This window comes from Roseomonas sp. TS2 (genome assembly GCF_058833935.1).
The window spans coordinates 1-25166 of the sequence record NZ_JCACVY010000024.1 but is presented as its reverse complement, the minus strand read 5'-3'; the positions used below and the strand labels follow the sequence as shown (position 1 = coordinate 25166).

The window sequence follows — 25166 nt, the reverse complement described above, 5'->3', positions numbered from 1 at the left end:
TGGCGGCGTGTCAGCGTATCGCCACGCCGCGCTCGCCCGCCGCCTCGCGCTCGGCGATGAGCCGCTTCTCCTGCTCCGCCCCCGCCGCATCCGTCAGGAAGGTGAACAGCGCGAAGCGCCGCCCCTGCGTGACGGGCTGCGCCTCGTGCAGCAGGTCGCAGCAGAACAGCGCCGCGCCGCCCGCCTCCGGCTCGTAGAGGTCCGGGCCGAATTCGGGGAAGCGCAACGCGCCGCCCTGGTATTCGCCCGTGTTGAGGTTGAGGCTCATGGCGAAGCGGCGATGCGCGGTGAAGGGCGTGCGGTTGTCGCGGTGCGCGCCGAAGCCGCCGGCATTGGCGGCGTCGTAGCAGCCGAGGCGCGGCGCCTCGAAGCTGGCGGCACGGAAGCGGAAGGCGCGCCACAGCTCCGGCAGCACGCGCCGCTCCAGCCGCTGGCGGAAGGTGGCGTAGAGCGCGCGGTCGTCCAGCCAGACATCGGTACGGCGCTTGATGCCGGCGGCCGCCCCCTGGCCGGTGGCGGAGGCCACGCGGTCGTGGCTTTTCTCGCCCTTCTCCCAATGCGCCAGCAGGGCGGCGATCAGCGCCGGCTCCAGCACGCCCGGCACCAGCAGCACCGGCGCGCCGCCGCGGCGGATGACGGGTGGCGCGGCGGCGGGCATCGGCAGGGCCTCGAGCGCCGCCTCCAGCGCGCCCTCTCCGGCCTGCAGGAAGGCCAGCCGGCCGCGCGGCGAGATCACCGCCACGCCACCTTCCGGCAGGCCGAAGGCGTTGAACAGGCGGCGCTCCGGGTCGAACAGGCGCCGGGGCGCGTCCTCGCGCCGGGCGGTGCCGTCGGGGCGCTGCGGCGCCACCAGGAAGAGCCGCGCGTCCAGCGCGGCCGCGCGGGCCTGCGCCGCCTCCGGCCGCGCCGGGGGGCGGCCCAGCACCAGCACGCAGGACAGGCCGGCCAGGCTCTGGTGGAACAGGTCCACCGCCTCGCCCGCCGCGTCCGGCAGGGCGATGGGCGGCAGCAGGTCGCCGGGGAGGAGGGTGTTGGTCAGAGGGGTCTGGGCCATGCCCCATAGTGCCGCCGCCGGCCCGGCCCGGCCAGAGGGGCGCGCCCTCACGGGGTGGGGATGCGGGCAGGCGCCGCCCCCTCTCGCCGCAGCGCTGCAAAACCTATATCGGAGAAGGCATGGTTGCTTCCTCCCTCCGCTTCGAGACGTTGCGCGGCGGCGCGCTGCACCCGCTGCTGCCTTCCCTGGCCCGGCTGCGCATCGCCGTCTTCCGGGACTGGCCCTATCTCTACGAGGGCGACGAGGCCTATGAGGCGCGCTACCTCCGCGCCTATGCCGAGGCACCCGGCGCCGCCGTGGTGGTGGCGCTGGACGGTTCCGAGCCTGTCGGCATCGCCACCTGCGAGCCGATGGGCGAGACCCACGGCACGGTGCGCGAAGCCTTCCTCGCCGCCGGGCTGGACCCCGCCCGCTACACCTATTTCGGCGAGAGCGTGCTGCTCGCCCGCTACCGTGGCCAGGGCGCGGGGGTGGAGTTCTTCCGTCGGCGTGAGGAGCACGCCCGCAGCCTCGGCACCGACCATGCCACCTTCTGCGCCGTGATCCGCGACGCGGCCGATCCACGCCGCCCGGCCGGCTACGTCCCGCTCGACGCCTTCTGGCGCAAGCGCGGCTACACCCCCTACCCCGCCCTGACCTGCACCATGGCATGGCGCGAGCCGGGCGGTGCGGGGGAGACGCCCCACACCCTCTCCTTCTGGCAGAAATCCCTCACCGGAGCCCCCCTGCCCGCGCCGGAGTCCCGAGCATGAGCAAGACGCTGCGCCTCGCCCTGCTGCAATACCCCGTCGAGCGCCCGGGCAGCGTCGCCGCCTGGGAGGCCAAGCTGGACCGCTGGCTGGACGAGGCCCGCGCGCGCGGCGCCGAGATGGCGGTGCTGCCGGAGTATGCCTGCGTCGAGCTGGGCTCGGCGCTCGCGGGCCGGTCCCCGGCCGGGGAGGCGGAGGAGCTGGCCGCCATGGTGGAGGCGGCGCCCGCCATCCTGGCCTCGATGCGCCACGCGGCGCGGCGGGCCGGCCTCTGGCTGGTGCCCGGCTCCCTGCCGATGCGCGACGCGGACGGCGCCATCCGCAACCGCGCGCCGCTGATCACGCCGGAGGGCACGCTGGCCTTCCAGGACAAGCACGCCATGACGCGCTTCGAGACGGAGCGCTGGGGCGTGGCTTCCGGCGCCGCGCCGGTGGTGTTCGACACGCCCTGGGGCCGCATCGGCCTCTCCATCTGCTACGACAGCGAGTTCCCCAAGCATGTCCGCGCCCAGGTGGAGGCCGGCGCCTGGCTGGTGCTGGTGCCCACCTGCACGGACACGCTGCACGGCTTCAACCGCGTGCGCTTCTCCGCCGCCGCGCGGGCGCTGGAGAACCAGTGCTTCGTCGCCATCGCCCCCACCGTGGGCGAGGCCGAGTGGTCGGCGGCGCTGGACCGCAACCGCGGCTACGCCGCCGTCTTCGGCCCGATCGACCGCGGCTTCCCGGAGGATGGCGTCATCGCCCATGGCGCGCTGGACGCGCCGCAATGGATCTATGCCGATCTCGACCCCGCGCGCATCGCCCGCGTGCGGGAGGAAGGCGCGGTGCGCAACCACCGGGACTGGCCGCGCCAGGGCTTCCCCGAGCCGGCCGTGGCGCGCTTCGCGTGACGCTGCTCTACCTCGTCGCCGGCGAGGCCTCGGGCGACATGCTGGGCGCCCGGCTGATGGCCGCGCTGCGCCGCCGCCGCCCGGACCTCACCTTCGCCGGGGTGGGCGGCGAGCGCATGGCCGAGCAGGGCTTTCACAGCCTGTTCCCGATGCGCGAGCTGGCGCTGATGGGGCTGCTGGAGGTGCTGCCCAACCTCCGCCGCCTCTCCCGCCGGCTGGACGAGACGGCCGCCGACATTGCCGCGCGCCGCCCGGCCCTGGTCGTGACCATCGACAGCCCGGGCTTCACCCTGCGCGTGGCGAAGCGCGCCAAGGCCCAGGGGTTCCGCGTGGCGCACTATGTCGCGCCGCAGGTCTGGGCCTGGCGGCCGGGGCGGGTGAGGCGCATCGCCCGCGAGGTGGACCGCATCCTGGCCCTGCTGCCCTTCGAGGCGCCCTTCTTCGAGCGCGCGGGCATCCCGGTCAGCTTCGTCGGCCATTCCATCCTGGAATCGGGCGCCGACCGGGGGGATGCCGCGCGCTTCCGCGCCGCGCACGGGCTGCGGCCCGAGGAGCGGGTGCTGCTGGTGATGCCCGGCAGCCGGCGCAGCGAGGTGGGGCGGCTGCTGCCCGTCTTCGGCGAGGCGCTGGCGCGGCTCTCGGCCCGCGTGCCCAATCTGCGCCCCGTGGTGCCGCTCGCCGGCCCGGTGGAGGAGGCGGTGCGCGAGGCCGCGGCGCGCTGGCACCCCGCCCCCATCCTGCTGCGCGGCGTGGTGGAGAAATACGACGCCTACGCCGCCGCGCGGGAGAATGGCGCGGGGCTGATCAAGTCCGGCACCTCCTCGCTGGAGGTGGCGCTGGCCGGCGTGCCGATGGTGGTGGGCTACCGCGTCAACCCCCTCACCGCCGCCATCGTGCGGCGGCTGATCAAGGTGCGCTTCGTCAGCATCGTCAACCTGCTGGCCGATGCGCCGGTGATCCCGGAATTCCTGCAGGAGCGCTGCACGCCGGCGCTGCTGGCCGAGGCGCTGGAGGAGCTGCTGACGCGGCCCGGCCCCGTCGCCACCCAGCGCGCTGGCTTCGAGCGGGTGATGAACCGGCTGCGCCCGCCGCAGGGCCTGCCCAGCGAGGCCGCCGCCGAGGCCGTCCTCGCCATGCTCGACGAAGGCTGAACGCCCCACCCCGGAGAAGACACCATGCCCAACGACCCGATGCTGCGGAATGCCGGCGCCTACCCCCTCTGGACAGAGGAGCGCATCCGCTTCGGCGACACGGACCGGCTGGGCCATGTGAACAACGCCGTCTATGGCACCTATTTCGAGACGGCGCGCGTCGAGCTGATGCAACGCCTGCTGCGCGGGCCGGAAACCTATTTCGTGCTGGCCCGCATGAGCATCGACTATCTGGCCGAGATGCAGGAGCTGGGGCCGATCCGCGTCGGCACCGCCATCACCGGCGTCGGGCGCAGCTCCTTCACCACCGGGCAGGGCATCTTCCAGGGCGAGATGTGCTCGGCCACGGGGGATGGGGTGGTGGTGCTGGTGGACGCCGCCACGCGCCGCTCCACGCCGCTGCCGGCGGATGTGCGCGCAGCGCTGGAGGAATTGAGCCTTAAAAAATAAAGCGTTCTTTTTTGGAAAAAAGAACCAAAAAACTTTTATCAGTTGGCGCGGCGCTGGTGGAGAGCGCAGCGCCACACTGACAAAGTCTTTTTGCTTCTTTTTCTTCAGAAAAAGAAGGTTCTTCCTTCAAGCCGCCTTCCGCCGCGCGGCGTCGTAGAGAGCGAGGCGCTTCGTCGCCGCCTCCGTCAGGCCGCCCGTATAGTCCAGCCCCGGGTCGGGCAGCGTCTCGGCGAAGTGGCAGGCCACGCGCTGGCCGGGGGTGATCTCGCGCAGCTCCGGCACTTCCTGCTTGCAGCGCGCCTGCGCGAAGGGGCAGCGCGTGTGGAAGCGGCAGCCCGGCGGCACCGCCATCGGGCTCGGCACGTCGCCGCCCAAGGGCGTGACGCGGCCGCGCCGCGCCGGGTCGGGGTGCGGGATGGCGGCGAGCAGGGCGCGGGTATAGGGGTGGCGCGGATTGGCGAACAGCGCACCCTTGTCGCCGATCTCCATCACCGCGCCGAGATACATGACGGCGATGCGGTCCGCCATGTGCTTCACCACGGCGAGGTCGTGCGCGATGAACAGGTAGGACAGGCCGAGCCGGGCCTGGAGATCCTTCATCAGGTTCACCACCTGCGCCTGGATCGACACGTCGAGCGCCGAGACCGGCTCGTCGCACACCACCAGGTCCGGCTCGACCGAGAGGGCGCGGGCGATGCCGATGCGCTGCCGCTGCCCGCCCGAGAATTCGTGCGGGTAGCGCTCGGCGTGGAAGGGGGCAAGGCCCACCAGCCGCAGCAGCTCATGCACCTTGGCGCGGCGGCTGGCATTGTCGCCGATGTTGTGCACCACCATCGGCTCGGCGATGGCATCGCCCACCGTCAGGCGCGGGTTGAGGCTGGCATAGGGGTCCTGGAAGACGATCTGCATGCGCCGCCGCAGCAGCCGCATGGCACCCCCCTCCACCTTCGTCACGTCCTTGCCCTCGAAGCGGATGGTGCCGGCGGAGGGCTCGATCAGCCGCAGCACCAGCCGCGCCGTGGTGGACTTGCCGCAGCCGCTCTCGCCGACCAGCGCCAGCGTCTCGCCACGGTTGACGTGGAAGGAGACGCCGTCGACGGCGCGCACCGTGCCGACCTGCTTCTGGACGATGACGCCCTTCTTCACCGGGTAGTGCTTGGCCAGGCCGGAGACTTCCAGCAGGGGGCTCATGCCGCGCTCTCCAGGGACAGGGCGTTCTCGACGGGGGCGCGGATGCAGGCCGCCTGGTGGCCGGGCGTGATCTCGCGCAGCGGCGGCAGCTCCGCCCGGCAGGGGGCGATGGCGAAGGGGCAGCGCGGGTTGAAGCGGCACCCCTCGGGGAAGGCGAAGGGCGGCGGCACGCTGCCGTCGATCGCGAGCAGCCGCTCCCGCTCCTCGTCGAGGCGCGGCACGGAGCCGAGCAGGCCCAGCGTGTAGGGGTGCTGCGGGTCCTCGAACAATTCGCGGGCGGTGGCGCGCTCGGCCACCTTGCCGGCGTACATCACCGCCACCTCATCCGCCATCTCGGCCACCACGCCGAGATCGTGGGTGATGAGGATGATGGACATGCCGGTATCGGCCTGAAGCTCGCGCAGCAGGTCGAGGATCTGCGCCTGCACCGTCACGTCGAGCGCGGTGGTCGGCTCGTCGGCGATCAGCAGGCGCGGCTCGCAGGCCAGCGCCATGGCGATCATCACGCGCTGGCGCATGCCGCCCGAGAGCTGGTGCGGATACTCGTCGAAGCGCCGCTCCGGCGAGGGGATTCGCACGCGCTTCAGCGCCGCGATCGCCTTGTCCTTCAGCGCCGAGGCGTTCAGCCCGGGCGAGTGCACCTGCATCGCCTCGGTCAGCTGGCGCCCGACGCTGTGCACCGGGTTAAGGCTGGTCATCGGCTCCTGGAAGATCATGGCGATCTGCCCGCCGCGCACCTGCCGCATCTCGGTGGTGGAGAGGTCGAGCAGGTTGCGCCCCTCCAGCAGCACGCGGCCTTCCACCGTGCGGCCGGGGGGCGGCACCAGCCGCATGATGGAGAGCGACAGCATCGACTTGCCGCAGCCGCTCTCGCCCACGATGCCCAACGTCTTGCCGCGCGGCACGGAGAGGTCGATACCGTCCACGGCACGCACCAGGCCGGAGGAGGTCTTGAAGACCGTGCGAAGGCCCTCGATACGCAGAAGATCCGGCTGCATCACGCCCATCGGAAAGTGGGAGGGGAAATCTTGTCGACCGGGCGGTGCGCCCAGTCCTGCTGCGGCGCGCGGGCGACGATGCGCTTCTGCGCCTCGTCCAGATGCGCGGCGGCGCCTTCATAGTCCATGGTCAGCACCTTGCCGTCGCGCACCACCGCCTGGCCGTCGACATGGACGGAACGGATGGCGCGGTCGCCGGCGGCGTAGATCAGGCTGCGCATCGGGTCGCGGGCGGGGCGCATCTGCGGGTGGGTCACGTCCACCATCACGAAATCCGCGCGGCAGCCTGGGGCCAGCCGGCCGATATCGTCACGGTTGAGCGCGGTCGCGCCGCCGATGGTCGCCGCGTCGAACAGGTCGGTGGAGGCGAGGCTGCGCGGGTCCTCGGACTGGGTGCGCGCCAGGTAGGAGACCAGCCGCAGCTCGTCGAGCATGTTGTGCGGATAGGTGTCCGTGCCGACGCCCATGTTGACGCCGCGCTTGCGGTAGCGCCCGAAGGACCGCATGGCGATGCCGCGGCGGGCGAAGACCGTCGGGCAATGCGCCACCGTCGTTCCCGTCGCCGCGAGGCGATCCAGGTCGTTCTCGGTGTGCCACTTCGTCCGCGGGTGGTCGTCGAGGAAGATGCCGTGGCCGATGATCGAGCGCTCGGAGAGCAGGTCCATGCTGTCGAGCCAGCCGATCGGCGTGAAGCCGCTGCGGCGGGTGATCTCGTGGAACTCGTGGACGCTCTGCGCCGCGTGGATCTGCCAGGACAGATTTCTCTTCGCGGCCTCCTGGAAGCTCTCCCGCAGAAGAGTTTCCGAGCAGGTGTCGATCTGCGCCGGCACCACCATGCCGAAGAGGCGGCCGGAGGAGTGCTGCTCGGCGCGCTCGATCAGGCTGAAGGCCTCGGCCATCGACTTCTCGCCGGCGGCCTCGTCCCAGGCGTACTCGACCGTATGGCCGTTCTTGGTGGCCCAGCGCGCCGAGCGGAACATCGGCGCGATGCAGACCCGCATGCCGCTCTCGCCCAGCAGGTCGAGCCAGCCAGGATGCGCCATGGAGAGATCGGCCACCGTGGTGACGCCGGAGAGCAGCAGCTCCGACAGTGCCACCCGGACACAGGACGGGACGGCTTCCGCATCCGCCCGGAAGATCGGCATGTATTCATACAGGGAGGAGTTGTAGAGGCCGGGGGAGCCGATCTCGTCGATCAGCCCCTTGTTCATCGGCTCGCTGGAGGGATGGCAGTGGATGTTCACGAGGCCGGGCATGACCATCATGCCCTTGCCGTCGATCACCTCGTCCGCCGGGCCGTCATAGCCTCGGCCGACGAAGGTGATCTGGCCGTCGCGATAGGCCACCTCCGCATCCGTGAGATAGATGTGCTGCTTCTCGGCCGCGTCCCAGGCGATCACCAGGTCGGCGTTGCGGATGACGGTGGTGGTCATGTCCCCTGCCCTTCCCTGTCCGTGGTTCAGCGCGTCAGCCGCAGGTCGAGGCCCTTGTAGAGGCCCGCGCCATAGAGGCCGTGCGCCTTGGCGCCTTCCACCCGCTGCGCCGCGGCGAGGTAGAGGCTCTCCCGCGCGATCGGGAACCAGACGTTGTTGCGCGCGACGATCTTCTGCACCTCGGCGATCGCCTTGGCGCGCTCCTCGGCGGAGAGCGCGGTCTTGGCGGTGTTGAGCAGCTTGTTGGTCGCCTCGTCGTTCCAGTTCATGCGGTTCGGCGTCGGGCGGTTGGCGCCGTCGAAGTAGAGGGCGAAGCCGTCGGTCGCCGAGATGTAGGGGTAGGACATCACGAAGCTGTCGAACTCCTGCGTCGCCAGCTTGCCCCAGGCCACCGTCGCGTCCCAGAGCTGGATGCGCAGGTCGATGCCGACGCGGCGCAAATCGGCCTGCATCGCCTCGGTCATGCGGCGCCACTCGGCGGTCTGGATGCCATAGACGTTGAAGGAGGCGCGCTCGCCGCCCTTCTCGCGGATGCCGTCGGCGCCGGGCTTCCACCCCGCCTCGTCCAGCACCTTGCGGGCGGCGTCGGCGTTGAACTGCGGCACCAGCTTGGCGGCCTCGGCGTCATAGCCCAGCGTGTTGGGGTTGACATAGGCATCGGCCGGCTCGGCGGCGCCGAAGAACACGGCCTTGACCAGCGCCTCGCGGTTGACGGCCATGTTCACGGCCTGGCGGATGGCGGGGTCGTTGACCACCGGCTTGTCCACCTTGAAGCCCAGGAAGTAGTCCCAGAAATAGTTCGGCTGGGTCGACATCTTGATGGTGGGCAGGCGCTGCAGCTGCGCGACCGCGAAGGGCGGCACGTACTGGGTGATGTCGCCCTGGCCCGTCTGCAGCGCGGCGAGGCGGGTGTTGGCCTCGGGGATGATGCGCCAGATGACCTTGCCGATCTGCGGGCTGCGGTTCTGGTAGATCGGCGGGCCCCAGGTGTAGTTGGGGTGCTTGGTCAGCACCAGGTCCTGGCGCGGGGTCCAGGACTGCCAGCAATAGGGGCCGGTGCCGTTGAAGCCCTGCACGCCGAAATTGGCGCCGAGCTTCTCCACCGACTCCTTGTCGACGATCGAGGCGAAGAACAGCGTCAGCTGGTAGAGCAGCTCGCCATAGGGCTCATTCAGCTCGTACTCGACCGTGTAGTCGTCGGTCGCACGAATCTCCTTGATCGGGCCGGCGCGCCACTTCACGGGGCTGCGCGTCTCCGGCGCCACCCAGCGGTTGATCGAGTAGACCACGTCCGCCGCCGTCATCTTCTTGCCGTCGCAGAACGTCACGTCCCGGCGCAGCTTGAAGGTGTAGAGCTTGCCGTCCTCGCTCACCGTCCAGCTCTCGGCCAGGCCGGGCTTGACCGTCTTCTGGTCGAAGTCGAGCGAGACCAGCGTGTCGGACATCATGTAGATGACCTCGCCGGCGCTGCGCGCGGTGGAGCGCGCCGGGTCGTAGCGGTCGGCGTCGTATTCGCGCAGCACCACCAGCGTGTCGCGCGGCGCGGCCTGCGCCAGCGCATCCGCCACCGGGACGGTCGCGGCCAGCGACAGCAGCGCGGCCCCCAGGGTCTTCTTCATCCACTCTCTCCCATCGGCCCGTCGCATCCGCGCGGGCCTGTTATCCGAAGCCTCCGGCCCGGCGCGGGGCCGGGCCGCCTCATTGGCGCGTCAGACCCGCAGGCGCGGGTCCAGCGCGTCGCGCAGCGCGTCGCCCAGCACGTTGAAGGCCAGCACCACCACGAAGATCAGCACGCAGGGGATGACCGCGATGTGCGGGGCGAAGAACAGGAAGTTGCGCCCCTCGGACGCCATCGCGCCCAGCTCCGCCACCGGCGGCTGCGCGCCGAGGCCGAGGAAGGACAGCGCCGAGCCGAGCAGGATCACCTGCCCGAAGCGCAGCGTGGCGAAGACGAAGATCGGCGACAGGCAGTTGGGCGCCAGGTGGCGCAGGATCAGCCGGGCATCGTTCATGCCGGTGGCGCGCGCCGCCTCGATGTAGTCCTGCCGCATGATGACCAGCGCCGCGCCGCGCACGATGCGCGCCATCAGCGGCACCGTGGCCACCGAGAGCGCCAGCACCACCGCCGGCACGCCAGGGCCGAAGATGGCAGCGATGGCGAGGCCGAACAGGATGGCGGGGAAGGACAGCAGCACGTCCATCAGCCGCATCAGCAGCCCGTCGATGCGGCGGTAATAGGCGGCGGCGAAGCCCACCAGGGCGCCGATGCCACCGCCCAGCAGCACCGAGGCCAGCCCCATCATCATGGTGATGCGCAGGCCGTAGAGCAGCCGGGTGATCATGTTGCGCCCCTGGCTGTCGGCGCCGAGCAGCAGCCCGTTGGTGCCGGGCACCGCCATGGCGTTGGCCAGGTCGTTGTCGAACGGGTCGGTCGGCGCCAGCCAGGGCGCCAGCAGCGCCGCCAGCACCAGCGCCACCACCAGTACGAAGGCGAAGGCCGCCACCGGCTCGCGCAGAAGCCGCTTCAGCATGCCCGGGCGCCGCGGCGCCGTGGGCTGGACCGGCGTGGCGGCGGTGGCCGCCACGGAATTCGCGCCGGCCATGCTCAGCCTCCACGCATGCGCGGATCGAGCGCCACATAGAGCACATCGACCACGAGGTTGACGAGAATGAAGCCCAGCGAGAGCACGATGATGGTGCCCTGCGCCATCGGGAAGTCGGAGGACAGGATCGCGCCCACAGCCAGCCGGCCGACGCCCGGCCAGGAGAACACCGTCTCGGTGACCACCGCGCCGCCGAGCAGGAAGCCGATCTGCAGGCCGATCAGCGTGACCACCGGGATCAGCGCGTTGCGCAGCGCGTGGTGCAGCACCACGGCGCTCTCGCTCAGCCCCTTGGCGCGGGCGGTGCGGACATGCTCGGCGCCCAGCACCTCCAGCACGGCGGTGCGCGTCATGCGCGCCACGGGGGCGATGAACACGCCGCCCAGCGTCAGCGCGGGCAGCGCGATGGAGCGCCAGCCCTCGACCGTCCAGAGCGGCCCGCCGCGCCCGGTGAAGGGCAGCCACTGCCACTGGAAGCCGACGAACCAGATCAGCATGAGCCCGAGAAAGAACACCGGCACCGAGCCGCCTGCCACCGAGAGGGCGGTGACGAAGCGGTCCAGCACCGAGCCGCGCCAGTAGGCGGCGACGGTGCCGAGCGCGATGCCGATCGGGATCGACCAGAACAGCGAGGCGAACATCAGCTCCAGCGTCGGGCCGATGGTGCCGCCCAGCTCCTGGGTGACGGCGACGTTGTTGATGATGGAGACGCCGAGGTCGCCCTGCAGCAGGCGCCACAGATAGATGCCGAACTGCACGTAGAGCGGCTGGTCGAGGCCCAGCTCGCGCCGGATCTCCTGCACCAGCTCGGCGGTGGCGGTGGGGCCGGCGCGGACGATGGCGGGGTCGGTCGGCACCACCTGCATCAGCAGGAAGCCGATGAGCAGCACCCCGAACATCACGGGCACCGTCATCAGCAGGCGCTGGAAAACATGACGCAGCATGGTGTTAGTTCGCAGCTCCGGCCAGGGCGTCATCGGCCGCGGCGGCCTCGCCGTGGCGGTCGAAGATGACGCGCCCGCCGCGGAAGGTGAGGTCCGCCTGGGTGGTCAGGATCTCCTCCGGCGCGCAGGCCAGAAGGTCGCGCGAGAAGATGGCGATGTCGGCCTGCATGCCCGGCTCCAGCGTGCCGCGCTCGGCCTCGGCGAACTGGCTATAGGCGCCGCACCAGGTGTAGCAGTGCATGGCCTGCTCCGGCGTCAGCCTCTCGCCCTCGCCCAGCACGGTGCCGCGGCTGGTCTTGCGGGTGACCATGGTGAACAGGTTGATGAACGGGTCCACCGTGCAGACGGGGCTGTCGGACGAGGCGGCGGGGTGGTGCCCCTCCTCCAGCCAGGTGCGCATCGGGTAGGCCACCTCGGCGCGCTCGCGCCCCAGGTTGCGGACGTAGAGGTCGCCGAACTCGTACATGAACACCGGCTGCGGCACCGGCAGGATGCCATGCGCCAGCATCCGCTTCCGCTGCGCGGCATTGAGGAAGCCGCAATGCTCGATGCGGTGGCGGCGGCCGGCGAGCGGCGCGCCCTCGCTGTCCGCCATCTCCATCGCCACCAGCACCTGCTCGATGGCGGCATCGCCGATGGCGTGGATGTCGAGCTGCCAGCCCTGGCGGTGGTAGTGGCCGAGCATTTCCTGCATCGCGCTGTCGGGGAAGCAGAAGATGCCGGTGCCGCCGCCCGCGCTCTCCAGGTAGGGGTCGAAGAAGGCGGCCGTCAGCCCGCCGGCCGAGCCGTCGCCGAACACCTTCACCGCACCCCAGGCGAGCATCTCATCGGCCGTGGCGCCGGCGGAGATGTTGGGGCGCAGCCCCGCCTCCCAGGCCTGCTTCGCGATGCCCTCGGGGTTGCCCGCCAGCACCTGCCACATGCGCTGGCCGAGCTTCCCCTCGGCCGCGGCGCGGTGATAGGCGGCGATCTCGGCGAGGCCCGCCGTCATGCCCACATTCATGTCGCTGGCCGAGGCGAAGCCGAGGGCCGCGAGGTTCTGGCCGGCCTTCTCGATGGCGGCCACCATCTCCGTCTCGGAGGGCGGCGGCATGATGTCGCGCACCAGCCGCATCGCGCGTTCCTGGAACAGGCCGGTGAGGCGCCCGCCCTTGCGCTCGATGGCGCCGCCCTCGGGGTCCGGCGTGTTGTGGCCGACGCCGGCGAGCTTCATCGCCATGCTGTTTGCCACGGCCACGTGGCCGCAGGTGCGCGTCAGGAACACCGGATGGTCCGGCGCCACGCGGTCCAGCTCCTCGGCCAGCGGGTGCCGGCCGACATCCAGCTCGCCATGGTCGTAGCCGCGCCCGAGGATCCAGCCGCCCTTCGGCGTCTCGCGCGCGGCGGTGGCGACGCGCTTCAGGATCTCGTCCAGCGAGCGGACATTGTCCTCGGCGCGGAGGTTCACCTGGGAGAGGCCGAGCCCATAGGGCAGCAGGTGCATATGCGCTTCGTTCAGCGCCGGGGTGGCCACGCGGCCGCCAAGGTCGATGCGGCGCGTGGCGGCGCCCGCATGGGCCTCCACCGCATCCGCCGGACCCACCGCCAGCACGCGCCCGTCCTTCACGGCGAGCGCCTCGGCGAAGCCTCCCGAGAGGCCGCGGAAGATGCGGCCGCCGGTGATCAGCAGGTCGGCGCTCATGCGCGCCAGTCCAGCTTCGAGCCCTCGATCAGCTGCAGCGCCGAGCCCCAGGCCCATTCGCTGTGCGCGAGGGAGCGCTGCGGGTCGCCGTTGAACTGCGCGGCGGTCTTCAGGCGCACCTCCTCGGGCGGCAGCACCAGCTCGGCGCCGCCGGAGAGGGCGGCCACCTGCGCCTGGCAGGCGCGCTCCAGGTAGTAGATCAAATTGAACGCCTCGGGGATGCTGCGCCCGGCCACCAGCAGGCCGTGGTTGCGCAGGATCATCGCCTTGTGCTCGCCGAGGTCGGCCACCAGCCGGTCCCGCTCGTCGAGGTCGAGCGCCACGCCCTCATAGCCGTGATAGGCGAGGTGGCCGTAGAACTTCAGCGCGTGCTGGCTGATCGGCAGCAGCCCGTGCTTCTGCGCCGAGACGGCGATGCCGGCGGCGGTGTGGGTGTGCACCACGCACACCGCGTCCTCGCGCGCCATGTGCAGCGCGGAATGGATGGTGAAGCCCGCCGCGTTCACCGGCTTGCTCTCGGCGTCGCCCTCGACGACGTTGCCGTCGAGATCGATCTTCACCAGGTCACTGGCGCGCATCTGGTCGAACAGCACGCCGTACTTGTTGATGAGGAAGTGGTGCTCCGGCCCCGGCACGCGCGCGCTGATGTGCGTGTAGATGAAGTCGGTCATGCGGAAATGCGCGACCAGCCGGTAGAGCGCGGCGAGGTCGCAGCGGACGCGCCACTCTTCCTCGGAACAGGCGAGGCGCGCGGGTGGCGTGGCGATATTCATGACCAACTCCCCTCAGGTTAGGGGAATGTCATCAGCCGGCCGGCGCCGCGTCAACAGGGTGTGAGGATGTTTGCGGCGCAGCAAAAGGCGATCTGCCTGCCCTGCAAGCAAATTCCTGCATCGCGCGCCTGCTTCACAGGCATTGCTGTGCGGCGCAGCAAATCCGCGCCGCCCGCCCTGCGATACCTGACCGAATAGACGGAGTTGCGGGCGGTTGCAAGCGAGCGGAATGAAATCCACCGCACTCCCCTCCCCTCTGGCGCGATTCCTGCAATCCTGTGGCGCCGACTGGCATTCCGCCATCCGCCGCGAGAAGGATTCCCGCCCGTGCTTTCCCGTCTCCACACCGTAGCGGCCGCGCCGCTGCGGGCAAGCCTTCTGGCGGCCGGCGCACTCGCCGCGCTGCTCTCGCCGGCCGCCGCCCAGGCGCCCGCGCGCGAGGCCACGCTGCGCGTCGTGCTCAGCAACGAGCTGACCAGCATCGACCCGGTGCTCTCCACCGCCGCCTTCGTGCGCAACCACGGCTTCATGGTCTACGACCAGCTCTTTGCCGTGGACGGCAAGGGCATCGCGCGGCCGCAGATGGTGGAGAGCCACAGCGTCTCCGCCGATGCCATGACGCACCGTTTCACGCTGCGCCCCGGCCTCGCCTTCCATGACGGCGCGCCGGTGCGCGCGGCCGATGCGGTGGCCTCGATCCGCCGCTGGGGCCAGCGCGACGTGGTGGGCAAGGCGCTGGCCGCCTCTACCGCCTCGCTCGAGGTAATCGACGAGCGCAGCTTCGAGCTGAAGCTCTCCCGCCCCTTCGGCCCGGTGACGGATGCGCTGGCGCGCTCCACCGCCAGCGCGCTGTTCGTCATGCCCGAGCGCGTGGCGAACACTCCCGCCACCACCGCCATCACCGATGCCACCGGCTCCGGCCCGTTCATCATGGACCGCGAGAACTGGCGCATCGGCGACCGCGCCGTCTATCGCCGCAACCCGGCCTACACGCCACGCGCCGAGCCGGCCGATGGCCTGGCCGGCGGCAAGGTGGTGAAGGTGGAGCGGCTGGAATGGCTCGCCATGCCGGATGCCTCGGTGGCCGCAAGCGCGCTGAGCAATGGCGAGATCGACTTTGTCGAGCACCCGGCGCCGGACCTGCTGCCGCTGCTGCAGAAGGCGCGTGGCGTCACCGTCGGGCTGATCAACCCGGTGGGCAGCATGGTGTGGCTGCGCATCAACCACACCCAGCCGCCCTTCGACAACCCGAAGGCCCGGCAGGCGCTGCTGCACGCCATCGACCAGAAGGAGGTGCTGCAGGGCCTCGGCATCCCGGCCGAGGACCAGGTGCCCTACTGCCCCGCCTACTTCATGTGCGGCACGCCGCTGGAGAGCACCGCCGGCGCCGCGGGCCTGCGCGACCCCGACCTCGGCCGCGCCCGCGCCCTGCTGCGCGAGGCCGGCTACGACAACCGCCCCGTGGTGTTCCTGAACGGCGCCGACAACCCGCTGAACAACGGCTCCACCCTGGTGCTGGCCGAGCAGTTCAAGCGCGCCGGCATGAACATGGACGTGCAGACGCTGGACTGGGCCACCGTGACGGTGCGCCGCAACCGGCGCGAGGCGCCGGCGCAGGGCGGCTGGAACCTGTTCGTCACCATCGCCAACGCGCTGGACGCGGGCAGCCCGCTCTCCAACCTCTACCTCGCCAGCCCCTGCGAGGGCGGCCTCACCGGCTGGCCCTGTGACGCGAAGCTGGAGGAGCTGCGCCGCGCCTGGTGGGAGGAGCCGGATGCCGCCAAGCGCCGCGCCCTGCTCGACGCCGTGCATGCCCGCGCCTACGAGGTGCTGCCCTACATCAATGCCGGGCAGTTCCGCACCAAGTCGGCCTGGCGCAGCAACCTGACCGGCGTGCTGCCGGCCACGGTGCCGGTGTTCTGGAACGTCGAGCGGAAGTAAGAGACTGAGAAGGGTTCTTTTTTGAAAAAAAGAACCAAAAAACTTTTGTCAGTTTGGCGGTGCGCCGGTTGAGGGCGCGCCGCCAGACCCGAAAAGTCTTTTTGCTTCTTTTTCTTCAGAAAAAGAAGATCCTTCAGTCCCGGTATCCGGGCTGCTCGCGGTCCATCTTCCGCTTCAGCGCCTGCCAGGGCAGCCAGCCCTTCACCGGGCTGTCCTTCGCCTGGGCGCGCACCCGCTCCACCATCTCGGCCGGGGGCATGGAGAGCGGCGCGCCGGTCGATTGCGCCGCTACCTGGATGCGGCAGGACTGCTCCAGATAGTACATCCAGTAGAAGGCCTCGCCCACCGTGCGGCCGATGGTCAGCAGCCCGTGGTTGCGCAGGATCAGGCAGGGCTTGTCGCCCAGGTCGCGCACGATGCGCTCGCGCTCGGCGAGGTTGTCATCGGCCGCGATCCCCTCGTACTCGTGGACCGCCACGCGGTCGTGCAGCTCCATGTTCATCTGGTTCAACGGCAGCAGGCCCCCCGCCTGGGCCGCCACCGTCATGCCGGCCAGGGTGTGGGTGTGCATCACGCATTGCGCCCGATCCACCGCGCGGTGCACGGCGGAGTGGATGACGAAGCCCGCCGGGTTCACCGGCCAGGCGGTCTCCTGCAGCGGCTCGCCCTCCGCATCCACGGCGACGAGTGAGGAGGCGGTGATCTCCTCGAACAGCAGCCCGTAGGGATTCACCAGGAAGCGGTGCCCCTCGCCCGGGATGCGCACGGAGAGATGGGTGTAGACGAGGTCCGTCATGCCGAAATGCGCCAGCAGCCGGTAGGCGCAGGCGAGGTCCTCGCGCAGCTCGCGCTCGGTGAGGGGCCGCTCCGGGTCGGGGCGGACGGGGGGCGGGGGCAGCGGCATCAGTAGCCTCGCTCGGGGTCGTAGAGGTTGGGCAGCGGGCGGCCCGCCTCGAAATCGGCGATGGCGCCGGCGAGGTAGCGGGCGCGCTCCGGCCGGCTGGCCATGGAGGCCACATGCGGCGTCACCGTCACCTTGGGGTGCGCCCAGAGCGGGCTGCCGGGCGGCAGCGGCTCCTCCTCGAACACGTCCAGCACCGCACCGGCGAGATGGCCGGAGTCCAGCGCCGCCAGCAGGTCCGCCTCCCGCAGGTGGGAGCCGCGCCCGGCATTCACCAGTTCCGCCCCCGGTGGGAGTTGCGCCAGCAGGCGGGCGTCGATCAGCCCTTCCGTCTCCTTCGTCGAGGGCAGCAGGCAGACCAGGATGTCGGTGCCGGCGAGGAATTCGGGCAGCTCCGCCGCGCCGGCGAAGCTCCGCACGCCGGGGATGTCCTTGCGCGAGCGCGCCCAGCCACGCACGGGGAAGCCCACCGCCTGCAGCATCCGCGCCGCGTGGCCGCCGAGATTGCCGAGACCCATGATGCCGACCGTGCGGTCCTGGGCGTAGTGGCGCGTCTCGCGGTGGCGCCATTCGCCGGCCGCCTGGCCGAGCGCGAAGTGCCGCGCGTCCCGCAGCAGCGAGAGGCAGGACCAGAGGATGTACTCGCCCATGCGCTGCGCCGTCGCCTCGCCGCCCATGCGCACCAGCGGGATGTGGCGCGGCCAGGCCGGGTCGCAGGTGATGTGGTCCACGCCGGCGCCGGAGGAGAACACCGCCTTCAGCCTGGGCAGGCTCGCCAGCCAGCCATGCTGCGGCTCCCACACCAGGACGTAGTCCACCGCCTCCGGCGGCACGGCGGGGTCGGCCCACCAGCGCACGGTGATGCGCGGGTCCACCGCGCGGAAGCATTCCTGCCAGTCCGGCACGGCCTGCTCGCCGCCGGACTTCACCAGTAGCGTCACCACCTGTCGCAAACCCTCATCCGCCGCCCCTCATCCTCGCCCGTCGCGAGGAGCGGAACCTGCGCCGCCACCCCGGCCGCGTCCAGGGGCGGCGCGGCGCGGCGGGGTGCTTTTCGCACCGGCCCGGGCCGCGCGGCGCCGGCCCTTTGGTCATTCTGTGCAAGGCACAGGCAGCCCTTGCAACCGGAAGGGGAACGGGGCGAGGCTGCGCCCTGGCATTCCGCATCCCCAGGGTCTCGATGAGCGACTCCTATTTCCCCTTCGCCACCGGCTTCCGCACCACCCCCTACTGGTGGGACGAGGCCGAGCCCGAGGCGCGCGACGCGGAGCTGCCCGAGAGCGCGGAGATCGCCATCGTCGGCGGCGGCTATGCCGGGCTGTCCGCGGCGCTGACCCTGGCGCGGATGGGCCACGCGCCGCTGGTGCTGGAAGCCGAGCGGATCGGCTGGGGTGCCTCCTCGCGCAACGGGGGCATGGTCTCGGGCGGGCTGAAGGTGGCCACGGGGGCGCTGCGGCGGCAGCTCCCGCCGGAGCAGGTGCAGGCCATCGGCAGCGCCGCCGCCGCCAGCTTCCCCTTCCTGGAGGAGCTGCTGACGCGCGAGGCGATCGAGTGCGACTATGTGCGCTGCGGCCGCTTCACCCCCGCCTGGACGCCGCGCCACTACGAGGCGATGGCCGCCCGCGCCCCCGCCCTGCAGGCGCTCACCGGCCTGCCGGTGCGGATGCTGCCGCGCGAGCGCCAGCGCGAGGCCCTGGGCAGCGACCACTACCATGGCGGCATGCTGGCCGAGGCCTGCGGCAGCCTGCACCCGGCCAAGTATGCGCGCGGCCTGGCCGAGGCCGCCGAACGGGCCGGCGCCGTGCTGGCCGATGGCGTGCGGGTGCGCGGCATCCGCCAGCACGGCACCGGCTTCCGGCTGGACACCACCCTGGGGGAGCTGGCGGCCAACACGGTGCTGGTCACCACCAACGGCTATTCCCGCGCGCCCGATGGCGGCGGCGCCATGCCCTGGCTGACGCGGCGGCTGATTCCCGTGGGCTCCTACATCATCGCCACCGAGCCGCTGGATACGGATTTCGTCGAGGGCCTCTTCCCCGGCCGGCGCATGATCAGCGACAGCCGGCGGGTGCTGAACTACTTCCGCCCTTCGCCGGACGGCACGCGCATCCTGTGGGGCGGCCGCGCCAGCTTCGCCCCCGTCGCGCCGGAAGTGGCGGCGCCGGTGCTGCGGCAGTCGATGCTGGAGGTCTTCCCCGAGCTGGCCGATATCCGCCTGACCCATGGCTGGACCGGCAACGTCGCCTTCACCTTCGACTTCCTGCCGCATATCGGCGTGCAGGACGGGCTCTACTACGCCGCCGGCTGCCAGGGCTCGGGGGTCGCCATGGCTTCCTGGCTCGGCCACAACGCGGCGCTGAAGGTCGCGGGCGCCGCCAGCGAGCCCTTCGCGCTGGACGGGCTGAACTTCCCCACCCTGCCCGGCTACCGGGGCAATCCCTGGTTCCTGCCGCTGGTCGGCGAATGGTACCGGCTGCGCGACAGGCTGGACCGGATGCTGGGCTGAGCCGCCGCTCAGGAGGGCCGCAGCAGCGCGGCGCGCCAGTCGGTGGAGAGCACGGCATCGGTCAGCGCGGCGAGCGGGTAGAGCGCCACCGTCCAGGCGCCGGCGCCGGTATAGGCCAGCAGGCCCGGATAGATGGCGAAGCGGTAGTAGAGCAGCGCCGCCGCCACCGGCAGCACCAGCAGCGCCACGCGCTCCAGCAGGTGGCGCAGCAGCATCGGCGCCAAGTGGTCGGCGAGGGCGAAGGCGGCGTGGTCCGGGCTGAGGCCGAGGCGGCGCTCCAGGGTGGCCAGCGCCTCGCGCAGCAGCGTGGCGGTGAAGCCGCCGCCGGGCAGCGCGGCGCGCAGGCGGTGGTGCTGGTCGCGGATCAGGTGGAACAGGATCAGCCGCGCCTGCCGCCCCGGCGGCAGCCGCGTCACCCACCAGAAGCGCAGGTGCGGCGCCGAGAAATGCGCGGCCATGCCCACGCCATAGGCCGTCCAGCCCAGGGCCGCGAGCACGATCAGGCCGGTGGCGATGCGCTCCAGCTCCACCGGCGCCTCCAGCCACACCGCCGTGGCGTGCAGCCCCAGCAGCGCCGCCAGCAGCGCGAAGGAGGGCCAGATGACGCCCACCACCTGCTCCACCACCGCGGCATCCAGCAGGGCGCGGGCCAGCGGGCCGGAGAGGCCCTTACCGTCCTCGAAAGCCTCGCGCAGCGGGGTGCCCCAGCGCCCCGCCACCCATTCACCCAGCTGCCGCCCGGCGAAGCCCGCCGCGTTGTCCATCATCGCCGGCATCCTCGACCTTTGCGTGGAGTTTGATAGCGTCACGCCCCAAGGCAAGGCTGCATGGATTCCTTCTCGACCCTCCTGCTCGACCTCACCGGCCTGTTCCTGGCCAGCCGCACCGCCGCGCTGCGCCCGGTGGAGGCGGCGCTGCGCGCGCTGCGCCCGGACGCCCCCGGCGCCGGGACGCCCGACCAGATGGCCGCCGCCGTGGCGGAGCTGGCGCGCGGGCTGGCGGCGGAGGGGCGCTTCGGCGAGCCACAGGCCGACCTCGCCGCCGCCGCGCTGCGCCGCGCCGGCCAGGCGGTGCCGCAGCGCGCCAGCCTGCCGGCGCTGGAGGCGCAGGTGATCGCGGCGCTGGGGCCGCTGCCGGAGCTGGAGCCGCTGGCCGCATTGGCGCTGGCCGTGGCCCGGCTGCGCCAGCCGCGCCTCGCCCGCGCCGCCCAGGTGCGCATGGCGCCCGAAGCCCCCATCTTGGAAGCCCGGCCCGAGGCCGGGAAGGAGGGCACCCTGGTCACCGACGTTTTCCAGAGCATCACCGGGCTGATCGGCAACAACCCGTTCTTCGCGGAATTCCAGAAGCAGGCGGAGGAGGAGAAGCGGCGCATGGGGCGTGTGAACATCCTGGTGGCCGGCAAGACCGGCGCCGGCAAGAGCACGCTGGTGAACGCCGTGTTCGGCGAGGCGGTGGCCCGCACCGGCATGGGCCGCCCCGTGACGCAGGACATCGCCTGGTACGAGCCGCCCAACCTGCCGGTGCGCCTGTGCGACACCAAGGGGCTGGAGATGGAAGGCTTCCAGGCCACGCTGGCGGCGCTGGAGGGCGAGATCGAGCGCGCCAATGCCAGCGGGCAGTTCGACCAGCGCATCCACATCCTCTGGCTGTGCATCAGCGAGCCGGGCACGCGGGTGGAGGAAGGCGAGCGCGCCGTGGCGCGGCTCTGCGCCCGGCACGGCATCCCGGCGGTGGTGATCCTGACCAAGGCGATCGGCCCGCGCGCCTTCCAGGACACGGTGAAGCAGGAGATCCCCGAGGCGCGGCAGATCGTCCGCGTGCTGGCCGAGCCGTGGGACGACCGCCCGCCCTTCGGCCTCGACGAGTTGATCCGCGTCACCGAGGCGGTGCTGCCGGAGGCGCGGCAGGCCGCCTTCATCGCGGCGCAGCGGGTGGATGTGGAGCGCAAGCGCAAGCGGGCGCTGAAGATCGCGGCCGGTGCCGCGGCCTCCGCCGCTGGTGCCGCCGCCGTGCCGATCCCGGTGGCGGATGCGGCGGGCGTCTTCGCGGTGAATGCCGGCATGATCGCCGCCATCGCCACCGCCATGGGCGTCTCGCTGGACCGCGACAGCATGCTGGCGCTGGCCGCCAGCCTGGCGGGCGCCCTGGCCACCTCGGCGGGCGGCCGGATGATCGCCGGGCAGGTGCTGAAGTTCATCCCCGGCATCGGCAGCCTGGCGGGCGGCGCCATCACGGCGGCTGTGGCCGGCAGCACCACCTATGGCCTGGGCTACGGCTTCACCGAGTATCTCTGCCGCTTCCACGCCGCGCGCGGCCACATGCCGGAGGGCGACGAGCTGCGCGATGGCTTCCGCAAGTTCTGGGAAAGCTGGGGCGAAAAGGAGAAGTCCCCCCACGCCTGATTCCAGGCCGCCCGCTTGTTTCCCATTTTGCTTTCAGTGCGCGCCTCGCCTTGCCAGGAAGGCGGGGCGCCAGCGGGAAAAAGTTTTGGGGCTTTTTCCCAAAAAGAACTTTTCTCTCTGTCTTACAGCTTCTTCGCCCGGTCGAGCCGGGCGTCGAGCTTGGTGCAGGTGGCTGCGGTGACGTTGCCGTCGCCGACGGCGGCGTTCATCTCGGTCATGATGGCGGCGGCGGCCTCGGCCTTGCTCTGCGCCTTGGGGGCCAGGGCCTCGGCGATGGCGGAGGCCTTCAGCATGGCGTCATCGGGGGAGCAGGCGGCGAAGGCGGCGGGGACGAGGGAGAGGGTGATCAGGGCCGTGGCGGCGAGCGTCTTCAGCATGTCGTCTCTCTGTGCGGTGGCGGGCGGGTTGCCCCGCCGGCCTGGAGGCTAACACCGCTCCCCGCGCCTGGAGCGCGGCGCTGAGCCTCATTCTCACGCCGCGCGCGCCTGTGTCAGGTGAGCAGCCCGTAGAACATCCGCGCCGCCGTGATGGCGAGGAACACCGCGAAGGCGCGCTTGAGCGCCAGCGGCGGGATGGTGTGTGCCAGATGCACCCCCCAGGGCGTGGCGAGGATCGAGCTCGGCACGATCAGCGCGAAGCCGATCAGGTTGACGTAGCCCACCGAGAAGGGCGGCAAGTCTTCCACCCCCCATCCGCCATAGAGGAAGCCCAGCGTCGCCGGAATCGAGATGATCAGCCCGAACACCGAGGAGGTGGCGACGGCGGAGCGGATCGGCGTGCCGAACATCGACAGGATGGGTACCCCCACCGTGCCGCCGCCGATGCCCATCATGGCCGAGACGGTGCCGATGAAGCCGCCGATGCCCCACAGGCCGGGGCCGCGCGGCGTGATGTCGCGCAGTTTGAAGTCCACGCCCGTGAAGCCCATGTTGAGCGCGACCAGCAGCGCGATGGTGGCGAACACCGCCGAGAGCGCCTCGCCCTTCAGCCAGATGGCGAGCACCGTGCCGAGCACGACGCCGAGGATCATCGACGGCCAGATGGCCTTGAGCAGCCCGGTGTCGATGGCGCCCTTGGCGTGGTGCTTGCGTGCCGAGACGATCGAGGTGGGGATGATGGTGGCGAGGCTGGTGCCGACGGCCAGCTTCATCTGCACCGCCTCGGGGATGCCGAGCAGCGGAAAGACGTTGAACAGCACCGGCACGATGACGATGCCGCCGCCGACGCCGAGCAGCCCGGCCAGGGTGCCGGAGAGCAGGCCGGTGATCGCCATCGCGACGGCGAGACCCGCAAGCCAGAGCGGGTCGGACATATGTTCCATGCAGAGGGGACCTTGGCGGCAGGAAGGCGGGAATGCACCCTGTGCTTACACCCCACTTCCGGCGTCGTCAGCCCGTGCCACCCATCACCGATCTGCTGATCACCGATCCCTGGTTCTATGCGCTGGCCGTGCCGGCGCTGCTGGTCACCGGCATCAGCAAGGGCGGCTTCGCCTCGGGGGGCGGCAATCTCTCGGTGCCGGCCATGGCGCTGCTGCTGCCGGCGCCGCAGGCCGCCGCCATCAGCCTGCCCGTGCTCTGCGCCATGGACATCGCCGGGCTGCGCGCCTGGTGGGGGCGCTGGAGCCGGCGGGAGATGCTGGCCATCATCCCCGGCGGGCTGCTCGGCATCCTGCTCGGCAGCCTGGCCTTCGGCGCCATGAGCGACCGGATGACCAAGCTGATGGTGGGCGTCATCGCGCTGGCCTTCCTGGCGCGCACGCTGTGGCTCTCCCGCCGCGGCGGGCCACCGGAGGCGGCGGCGCCGAGTCGGTGGCGCGGCGGCTTCTGGTCCACCGTCTCGGGCTTCACCAGCACCATCGCCCATGCCGGCGGGCCGCCGCTCGCCGTCTATCTCTACCCGCTGCGGCTGGAGCGCGCCCGGCTGGCGGCGACGACGGTGGTGTTCTTCGGGGTGGTCAACTACGTCAAGCTGGTGCCCTATGCGCTGCTCGGGCAATTGAGCCCGGGCAACCTGCTCACCAGCCTGGTGCTGCTGCCGCTGGCGCCCCTCGGCGTGCGGCTGGGCGTCTGGCTGCAGGGGCGCATCAGCGACAAGGTGTTCTACCAGTTGATCCACATTCTTTTGGCACTCACCGGCTGCAAGCTGGTGGCGGACGGGCTGGGGCTGTGAGCGGCGCCCCCGTCCTCGGCGTGCCCCCTCTTGGTGTGCTGGGCGGCATGGGACCGCTGGCCAGCGCCCAGTTCATGCTGCGCCTGACGCTGCTGACCCCCGCCACGCGCGACCAGGACCACCTGCCCGCCATCCTCTGGTCCGACCCCCGCGTGCCGGACCGCACGGCGGCGCGCCTCTCGGGGGGCGAGGACCCGCTGCCCTGGCTGGCGCGCGGCATCGCCGGGCTGGAGGCGGCGGGGTGCGGCGCCATCGCCATCCCCTGCAACACCGCCCATGGCTGGTACGAGGGGATGGTTGCGGCCACCGGCCTGCCCATCCTGCACATCGTCGACGCCGCGGCCGAGGAACTGGCGCGGCAGGGCGTGACGGGCGGCCCCATCGGCGTGATGGGCACGGCCGGCACGCTGGCCATGCGGCTCTACCAGGAGCGGCTGGAAGGGCGCGGCTATGACTGCCTCACCCCCACCGAGGCCGAGATGGAGTCGCTCGTCTCCCCCGGCATCGCGCTGGTGAAGGCCAACCGCGTGGCCGAGGCATATCCGCCGCTGGCCGAGGCGGCCGCCAACCTCAAGGCGCGCGGCGCGCGGGCGGTGGTGCTGGGCTGCACCGAGATCCCGCTCGGCATCCTGGCAGGGCCTTACGCCGAGATCGGGGTGCCGCTCATCGACACCATCGACGCGCTGGCCCTCGCGGCGCTGCGCTGGGCGAAGAAGATCTGAGCCAGGAACCTTCTTTTTCTGAAGAAAAAGAAGCAAAAAGACTTTTCGAGTTGGGCGCTGCGCCATTCATCCGCGCAGCGCCGAACCCACGGTTACCCTTTCAGCATCGCCGCCGTGTCCGCCGCCCCCATCGCCATCGCCGCCTGCGCGGCGGTGTTGCCCATCGCGTCCCGCGCCGCCGGGTTGGCGCCGGCGGCCAGTAATTGCCGCACAATCTCCACGCGGTTGAACATCGCGGCCGTCATCAGCGCGGTGCGGCCATCGGGGCCGCTGCCATCCACCGCCGCGCCATGCTCCAGCAGCACCGCCACCACATCCGCCGCCCCCTTGAAGGCGGCGCCGGCCAGCGGCGTCTGGCCCCGGTCGTTGACGATCCCGGGGTCCGCGCCATGCTCCAGCAGCACCCGCACCGCCTCGGCATGGCCGTGATAGGCGGCCAGCATCAGCAGCGTATCGCCCTTGTCGTTCCGCAGGTTGGGCGGCAGGCCCTGGCGCAGGAACCCGTCCAGCGCCTCCGCCTGGCCTGCACGGGCGCAGCCGAACACATGCCCGGCGAAGGCGATCACCTCCTCGTCCGGCACGGGCGGCGGGGTGGGGTTGTCCTG

The 25166-nt window shown here is 71.4% G+C and carries 25 protein-coding genes; 9 read left to right on the top strand and 16 right to left on the bottom strand.

What is annotated here, in order from left to right; translation table 11 throughout:
- Positions 1-10 precede the first annotated feature (10 nt).
- Positions 11-1054 (bottom strand): 2OG-Fe(II) oxygenase family protein, encoded by a 1044-nt coding sequence (locus ACZJYS_RS06770; protein WP_493176678.1) that lies wholly within the window; start codon positions 1052-1054, stop codon positions 11-13.
- A 119-nt stretch (positions 1055-1173) separates the two neighbouring features.
- Here ACZJYS_RS06770 and ACZJYS_RS06765 point away from each other — a divergent pair, with 119 nt between their 5' ends.
- Genes ACZJYS_RS06765 through ACZJYS_RS06750 form a run of 4 tightly spaced genes read left to right on the top strand, consistent with a single transcriptional unit; the run spans position 1174 to position 4294 of the window.
- A complete protein-coding gene (locus ACZJYS_RS06765; RefSeq protein ID WP_493176676.1) occupies positions 1174-1806 on the top strand; it encodes a GNAT family N-acetyltransferase in 633 nt (210 codons plus the stop codon).
- Positions 1803-2693: a carbon-nitrogen hydrolase family protein gene (locus ACZJYS_RS06760; protein WP_493176675.1), complete on the top strand. Its 891-nt coding sequence runs from the start codon at positions 1803-1805 to the stop codon at positions 2691-2693. Before ACZJYS_RS06765 ends, ACZJYS_RS06760 begins: the two co-directional genes overlap by 4 nt.
- On the top strand, positions 2690-3844 hold the full coding sequence (lpxB, locus tag ACZJYS_RS06755; RefSeq protein ID WP_493176673.1) for a lipid-A-disaccharide synthase: 1155 nt from the start codon (positions 2690-2692) through the stop codon (positions 3842-3844). Before ACZJYS_RS06760 ends, lpxB begins: the two co-directional genes overlap by 4 nt.
- Positions 3845-3868: 24 nt before the next feature.
- Positions 3869-4294 carry an acyl-CoA thioesterase gene (locus ACZJYS_RS06750; RefSeq protein ID WP_493176671.1) on the top strand — a complete coding sequence of 142 codons (426 nt, stop codon included), beginning with the start codon at positions 3869-3871 and terminating at the stop codon, positions 4292-4294.
- On the opposite strand, the gene ACZJYS_RS06745 is transcribed toward ACZJYS_RS06750, so the two are convergent.
- The 9 genes from ACZJYS_RS06745 to ACZJYS_RS06705 form a co-directional block, all read right to left on the bottom strand.
- Complete coding sequence (locus ACZJYS_RS06745) at positions 4284-4424, bottom strand: hypothetical protein (protein ID WP_493176669.1); 141 nt, start codon at positions 4422-4424, stop codon at positions 4284-4286. The two genes, ACZJYS_RS06750 and ACZJYS_RS06745, sit on opposite strands and share 11 nt — an antisense overlap.
- Entirely contained in the window at positions 4421-5485 is a 1065-nt protein-coding gene (locus ACZJYS_RS06740; protein WP_109514938.1) for an ABC transporter ATP-binding protein, read from the bottom strand. The genes ACZJYS_RS06745 and ACZJYS_RS06740 overlap by 4 nt, the downstream gene beginning before the upstream one ends.
- The gene (locus ACZJYS_RS06735; RefSeq protein ID WP_493176668.1) at positions 5482-6483 is read right to left on the bottom strand and encodes an ABC transporter ATP-binding protein; all 1002 of its coding nucleotides are present in this window, start codon (positions 6481-6483) and stop codon (positions 5482-5484) included. Before ACZJYS_RS06735 ends, ACZJYS_RS06740 begins: the two co-directional genes overlap by 4 nt.
- Positions 6483-7916 (bottom strand): amidohydrolase family protein, encoded by a 1434-nt coding sequence (locus ACZJYS_RS06730; protein WP_493176667.1) that lies wholly within the window; start codon positions 7914-7916, stop codon positions 6483-6485. Before ACZJYS_RS06730 ends, ACZJYS_RS06735 begins: the two co-directional genes overlap by 1 nt.
- Positions 7917-7942: 26 nt before the next feature.
- Positions 7943-9535, bottom strand: coding sequence for an ABC transporter substrate-binding protein (locus ACZJYS_RS06725; RefSeq protein WP_379650851.1), 1593 nt, complete (start codon positions 9533-9535; stop codon positions 7943-7945).
- Between the two features lie 90 nt (positions 9536-9625).
- A complete protein-coding gene (locus tag ACZJYS_RS06720) occupies positions 9626-10519 on the bottom strand; it encodes an ABC transporter permease (protein WP_109514935.1) in 894 nt (297 codons plus the stop codon).
- 2 nt (positions 10520-10521) lie between these two features.
- Positions 10522-11463 (bottom strand): ABC transporter permease, encoded by a 942-nt coding sequence (locus tag ACZJYS_RS06715; protein ID WP_379635133.1) that lies wholly within the window; start codon positions 11461-11463, stop codon positions 10522-10524.
- Between the two features lie 4 nt (positions 11464-11467).
- Positions 11468-13144, bottom strand: coding sequence for an amidohydrolase (locus ACZJYS_RS06710; protein WP_493176662.1), 1677 nt, complete (start codon positions 13142-13144; stop codon positions 11468-11470).
- Positions 13141-13917 carry a class II aldolase/adducin family protein gene (locus ACZJYS_RS06705; RefSeq protein WP_109514932.1) on the bottom strand — a complete coding sequence of 259 codons (777 nt, stop codon included), beginning with the start codon at positions 13915-13917 and terminating at the stop codon, positions 13141-13143. The genes ACZJYS_RS06710 and ACZJYS_RS06705 overlap by 4 nt, the downstream gene beginning before the upstream one ends.
- Positions 13918-14244: 327 nt before the next feature.
- Between ACZJYS_RS06705 and ACZJYS_RS06700 the strand changes: the two genes are divergently transcribed.
- Positions 14245-15858: an ABC transporter substrate-binding protein gene (locus ACZJYS_RS06700; RefSeq protein ID WP_493176660.1), complete on the top strand. Its 1614-nt coding sequence runs from the start codon at positions 14245-14247 to the stop codon at positions 15856-15858.
- A gap of 133 nt (positions 15859-15991) precedes the next feature.
- Here ACZJYS_RS06700 and ACZJYS_RS06695 read toward each other — a convergent pair whose 3' ends face one another.
- Positions 15992-16762, bottom strand: a complete 771-nt coding sequence (locus ACZJYS_RS06695) for a class II aldolase/adducin family protein (protein ID WP_493176658.1) — start codon at positions 16760-16762, stop codon at positions 15992-15994.
- Complete coding sequence (locus ACZJYS_RS06690; RefSeq protein ID WP_493176655.1) at positions 16762-17703, bottom strand: 2-hydroxyacid dehydrogenase; 942 nt, start codon at positions 17701-17703, stop codon at positions 16762-16764. Before ACZJYS_RS06690 ends, ACZJYS_RS06695 begins: the two co-directional genes overlap by 1 nt.
- 236 nt (positions 17704-17939) lie before the next feature.
- On the opposite strand from ACZJYS_RS06690, the gene ACZJYS_RS06685 reads away from it, so the two are divergent.
- Complete coding sequence (locus ACZJYS_RS06685; protein WP_493176651.1) at positions 17940-19265, top strand: NAD(P)/FAD-dependent oxidoreductase; 1326 nt, start codon at positions 17940-17942, stop codon at positions 19263-19265.
- A gap of 8 nt (positions 19266-19273) precedes the next feature.
- On the opposite strand, the gene ACZJYS_RS06680 is transcribed toward ACZJYS_RS06685, so the two are convergent.
- Positions 19274-20032 carry a hypothetical protein gene (locus ACZJYS_RS06680; RefSeq protein ID WP_379635141.1) on the bottom strand — a complete coding sequence of 253 codons (759 nt, stop codon included), beginning with the start codon at positions 20030-20032 and terminating at the stop codon, positions 19274-19276.
- Between the two features lie 60 nt (positions 20033-20092).
- Between ACZJYS_RS06680 and ACZJYS_RS06675 the strand changes: the two genes are divergently transcribed.
- Complete coding sequence (locus tag ACZJYS_RS06675; RefSeq protein ID WP_493176649.1) at positions 20093-21667, top strand: YcjF family protein; 1575 nt, start codon at positions 20093-20095, stop codon at positions 21665-21667.
- A gap of 122 nt (positions 21668-21789) precedes the next feature.
- Here ACZJYS_RS06675 and ACZJYS_RS06670 read toward each other — a convergent pair whose 3' ends face one another.
- Together ACZJYS_RS06670 and ACZJYS_RS06665 are read right to left on the bottom strand one after the other, a co-directional pair.
- Complete coding sequence (locus ACZJYS_RS06670; RefSeq protein ID WP_493176647.1) at positions 21790-22044, bottom strand: hypothetical protein; 255 nt, start codon at positions 22042-22044, stop codon at positions 21790-21792.
- Positions 22045-22157: 113 nt separating this feature from the next.
- Positions 22158-22988 carry a sulfite exporter TauE/SafE family protein gene (locus ACZJYS_RS06665; RefSeq protein ID WP_493176644.1) on the bottom strand — a complete coding sequence of 277 codons (831 nt, stop codon included), beginning with the start codon at positions 22986-22988 and terminating at the stop codon, positions 22158-22160.
- A gap of 74 nt (positions 22989-23062) precedes the next feature.
- On the opposite strand from ACZJYS_RS06665, the gene ACZJYS_RS06660 reads away from it, so the two are divergent.
- Together ACZJYS_RS06660 and cuyB are read left to right on the top strand one after the other, a co-directional pair.
- Positions 23063-23839 (top strand): sulfite exporter TauE/SafE family protein, encoded by a 777-nt coding sequence (locus tag ACZJYS_RS06660; protein ID WP_493176642.1) that lies wholly within the window; start codon positions 23063-23065, stop codon positions 23837-23839.
- A complete protein-coding gene (gene cuyB, locus ACZJYS_RS06655; protein WP_493176640.1) occupies positions 23836-24561 on the top strand; it encodes a cysteate racemase in 726 nt (241 codons plus the stop codon). The genes ACZJYS_RS06660 and cuyB overlap by 4 nt, the downstream gene beginning before the upstream one ends.
- A gap of 92 nt (positions 24562-24653) precedes the next feature.
- Here the strand turns inward: cuyB and ACZJYS_RS06650 are convergent.
- A partial coding sequence (locus tag ACZJYS_RS06650; RefSeq protein ID WP_493176638.1) for an ankyrin repeat domain-containing protein occupies positions 24654-25166 on the bottom strand: 513 nt, incomplete at its 5' end.

What these genes read in the sequence shown, in the direction of transcription:
- ACZJYS_RS06770 (WP_493176678.1), bottom strand. Translation starts at nt 1,054, where the DNA reads ATGGCCCAGACCCCTCTGACCAACACCCTCCTCCCCGGCGACCTGCTG.
- ACZJYS_RS06765 (WP_493176676.1), top strand. Translation starts at nt 1,174, where the DNA reads ATGGTTGCTTCCTCCCTCCGCTTCGAGACGTTGCGCGGCGGCGCGCTG.
- ACZJYS_RS06760 (WP_493176675.1), top strand. Translation starts at nt 1,803, where the DNA reads ATGAGCAAGACGCTGCGCCTCGCCCTGCTGCAATACCCCGTCGAGCGC.
- ACZJYS_RS06750 (WP_493176671.1), top strand. Translation starts at nt 3,869, where the DNA reads ATGCCCAACGACCCGATGCTGCGGAATGCCGGCGCCTACCCCCTCTGG.
- ACZJYS_RS06740 (WP_109514938.1), bottom strand. Translation starts at nt 5,485, where the DNA reads ATGAGCCCCCTGCTGGAAGTCTCCGGCCTGGCCAAGCACTACCCGGTG.
- ACZJYS_RS06735 (WP_493176668.1), bottom strand. Translation starts at nt 6,483, where the DNA reads ATGCAGCCGGATCTTCTGCGTATCGAGGGCCTTCGCACGGTCTTCAAG.
- ACZJYS_RS06730 (WP_493176667.1), bottom strand. Translation starts at nt 7,916, where the DNA reads ATGACCACCACCGTCATCCGCAACGCCGACCTGGTGATCGCCTGGGAC.
- ACZJYS_RS06725 (WP_379650851.1), bottom strand. Translation starts at nt 9,535, where the DNA reads ATGAAGAAGACCCTGGGGGCCGCGCTGCTGTCGCTGGCCGCGACCGTC.
- ACZJYS_RS06720 (WP_109514935.1), bottom strand. Translation starts at nt 10,519, where the DNA reads ATGGCCGGCGCGAATTCCGTGGCGGCCACCGCCGCCACGCCGGTCCAG.
- ACZJYS_RS06715 (WP_379635133.1), bottom strand. Translation starts at nt 11,463, where the DNA reads ATGCTGCGTCATGTTTTCCAGCGCCTGCTGATGACGGTGCCCGTGATG.
- ACZJYS_RS06710 (WP_493176662.1), bottom strand. Translation starts at nt 13,144, where the DNA reads ATGAGCGCCGACCTGCTGATCACCGGCGGCCGCATCTTCCGCGGCCTC.
- ACZJYS_RS06705 (WP_109514932.1), bottom strand. Translation starts at nt 13,917, where the DNA reads ATGAATATCGCCACGCCACCCGCGCGCCTCGCCTGTTCCGAGGAAGAG.
- ACZJYS_RS06695 (WP_493176658.1), bottom strand. Translation starts at nt 16,762, where the DNA reads ATGCCGCTGCCCCCGCCCCCCGTCCGCCCCGACCCGGAGCGGCCCCTC.
- ACZJYS_RS06685 (WP_493176651.1), top strand. Translation starts at nt 17,940, where the DNA reads ATGAGCGACTCCTATTTCCCCTTCGCCACCGGCTTCCGCACCACCCCC.
- ACZJYS_RS06680 (WP_379635141.1), bottom strand. Translation starts at nt 20,032, where the DNA reads ATGATGGACAACGCGGCGGGCTTCGCCGGGCGGCAGCTGGGTGAATGG.
- ACZJYS_RS06675 (WP_493176649.1), top strand. Translation starts at nt 20,093, where the DNA reads ATGGATTCCTTCTCGACCCTCCTGCTCGACCTCACCGGCCTGTTCCTG.
- ACZJYS_RS06670 (WP_493176647.1), bottom strand. Translation starts at nt 22,044, where the DNA reads ATGCTGAAGACGCTCGCCGCCACGGCCCTGATCACCCTCTCCCTCGTC.
- ACZJYS_RS06665 (WP_493176644.1), bottom strand. Translation starts at nt 22,988, where the DNA reads ATGGAACATATGTCCGACCCGCTCTGGCTTGCGGGTCTCGCCGTCGCG.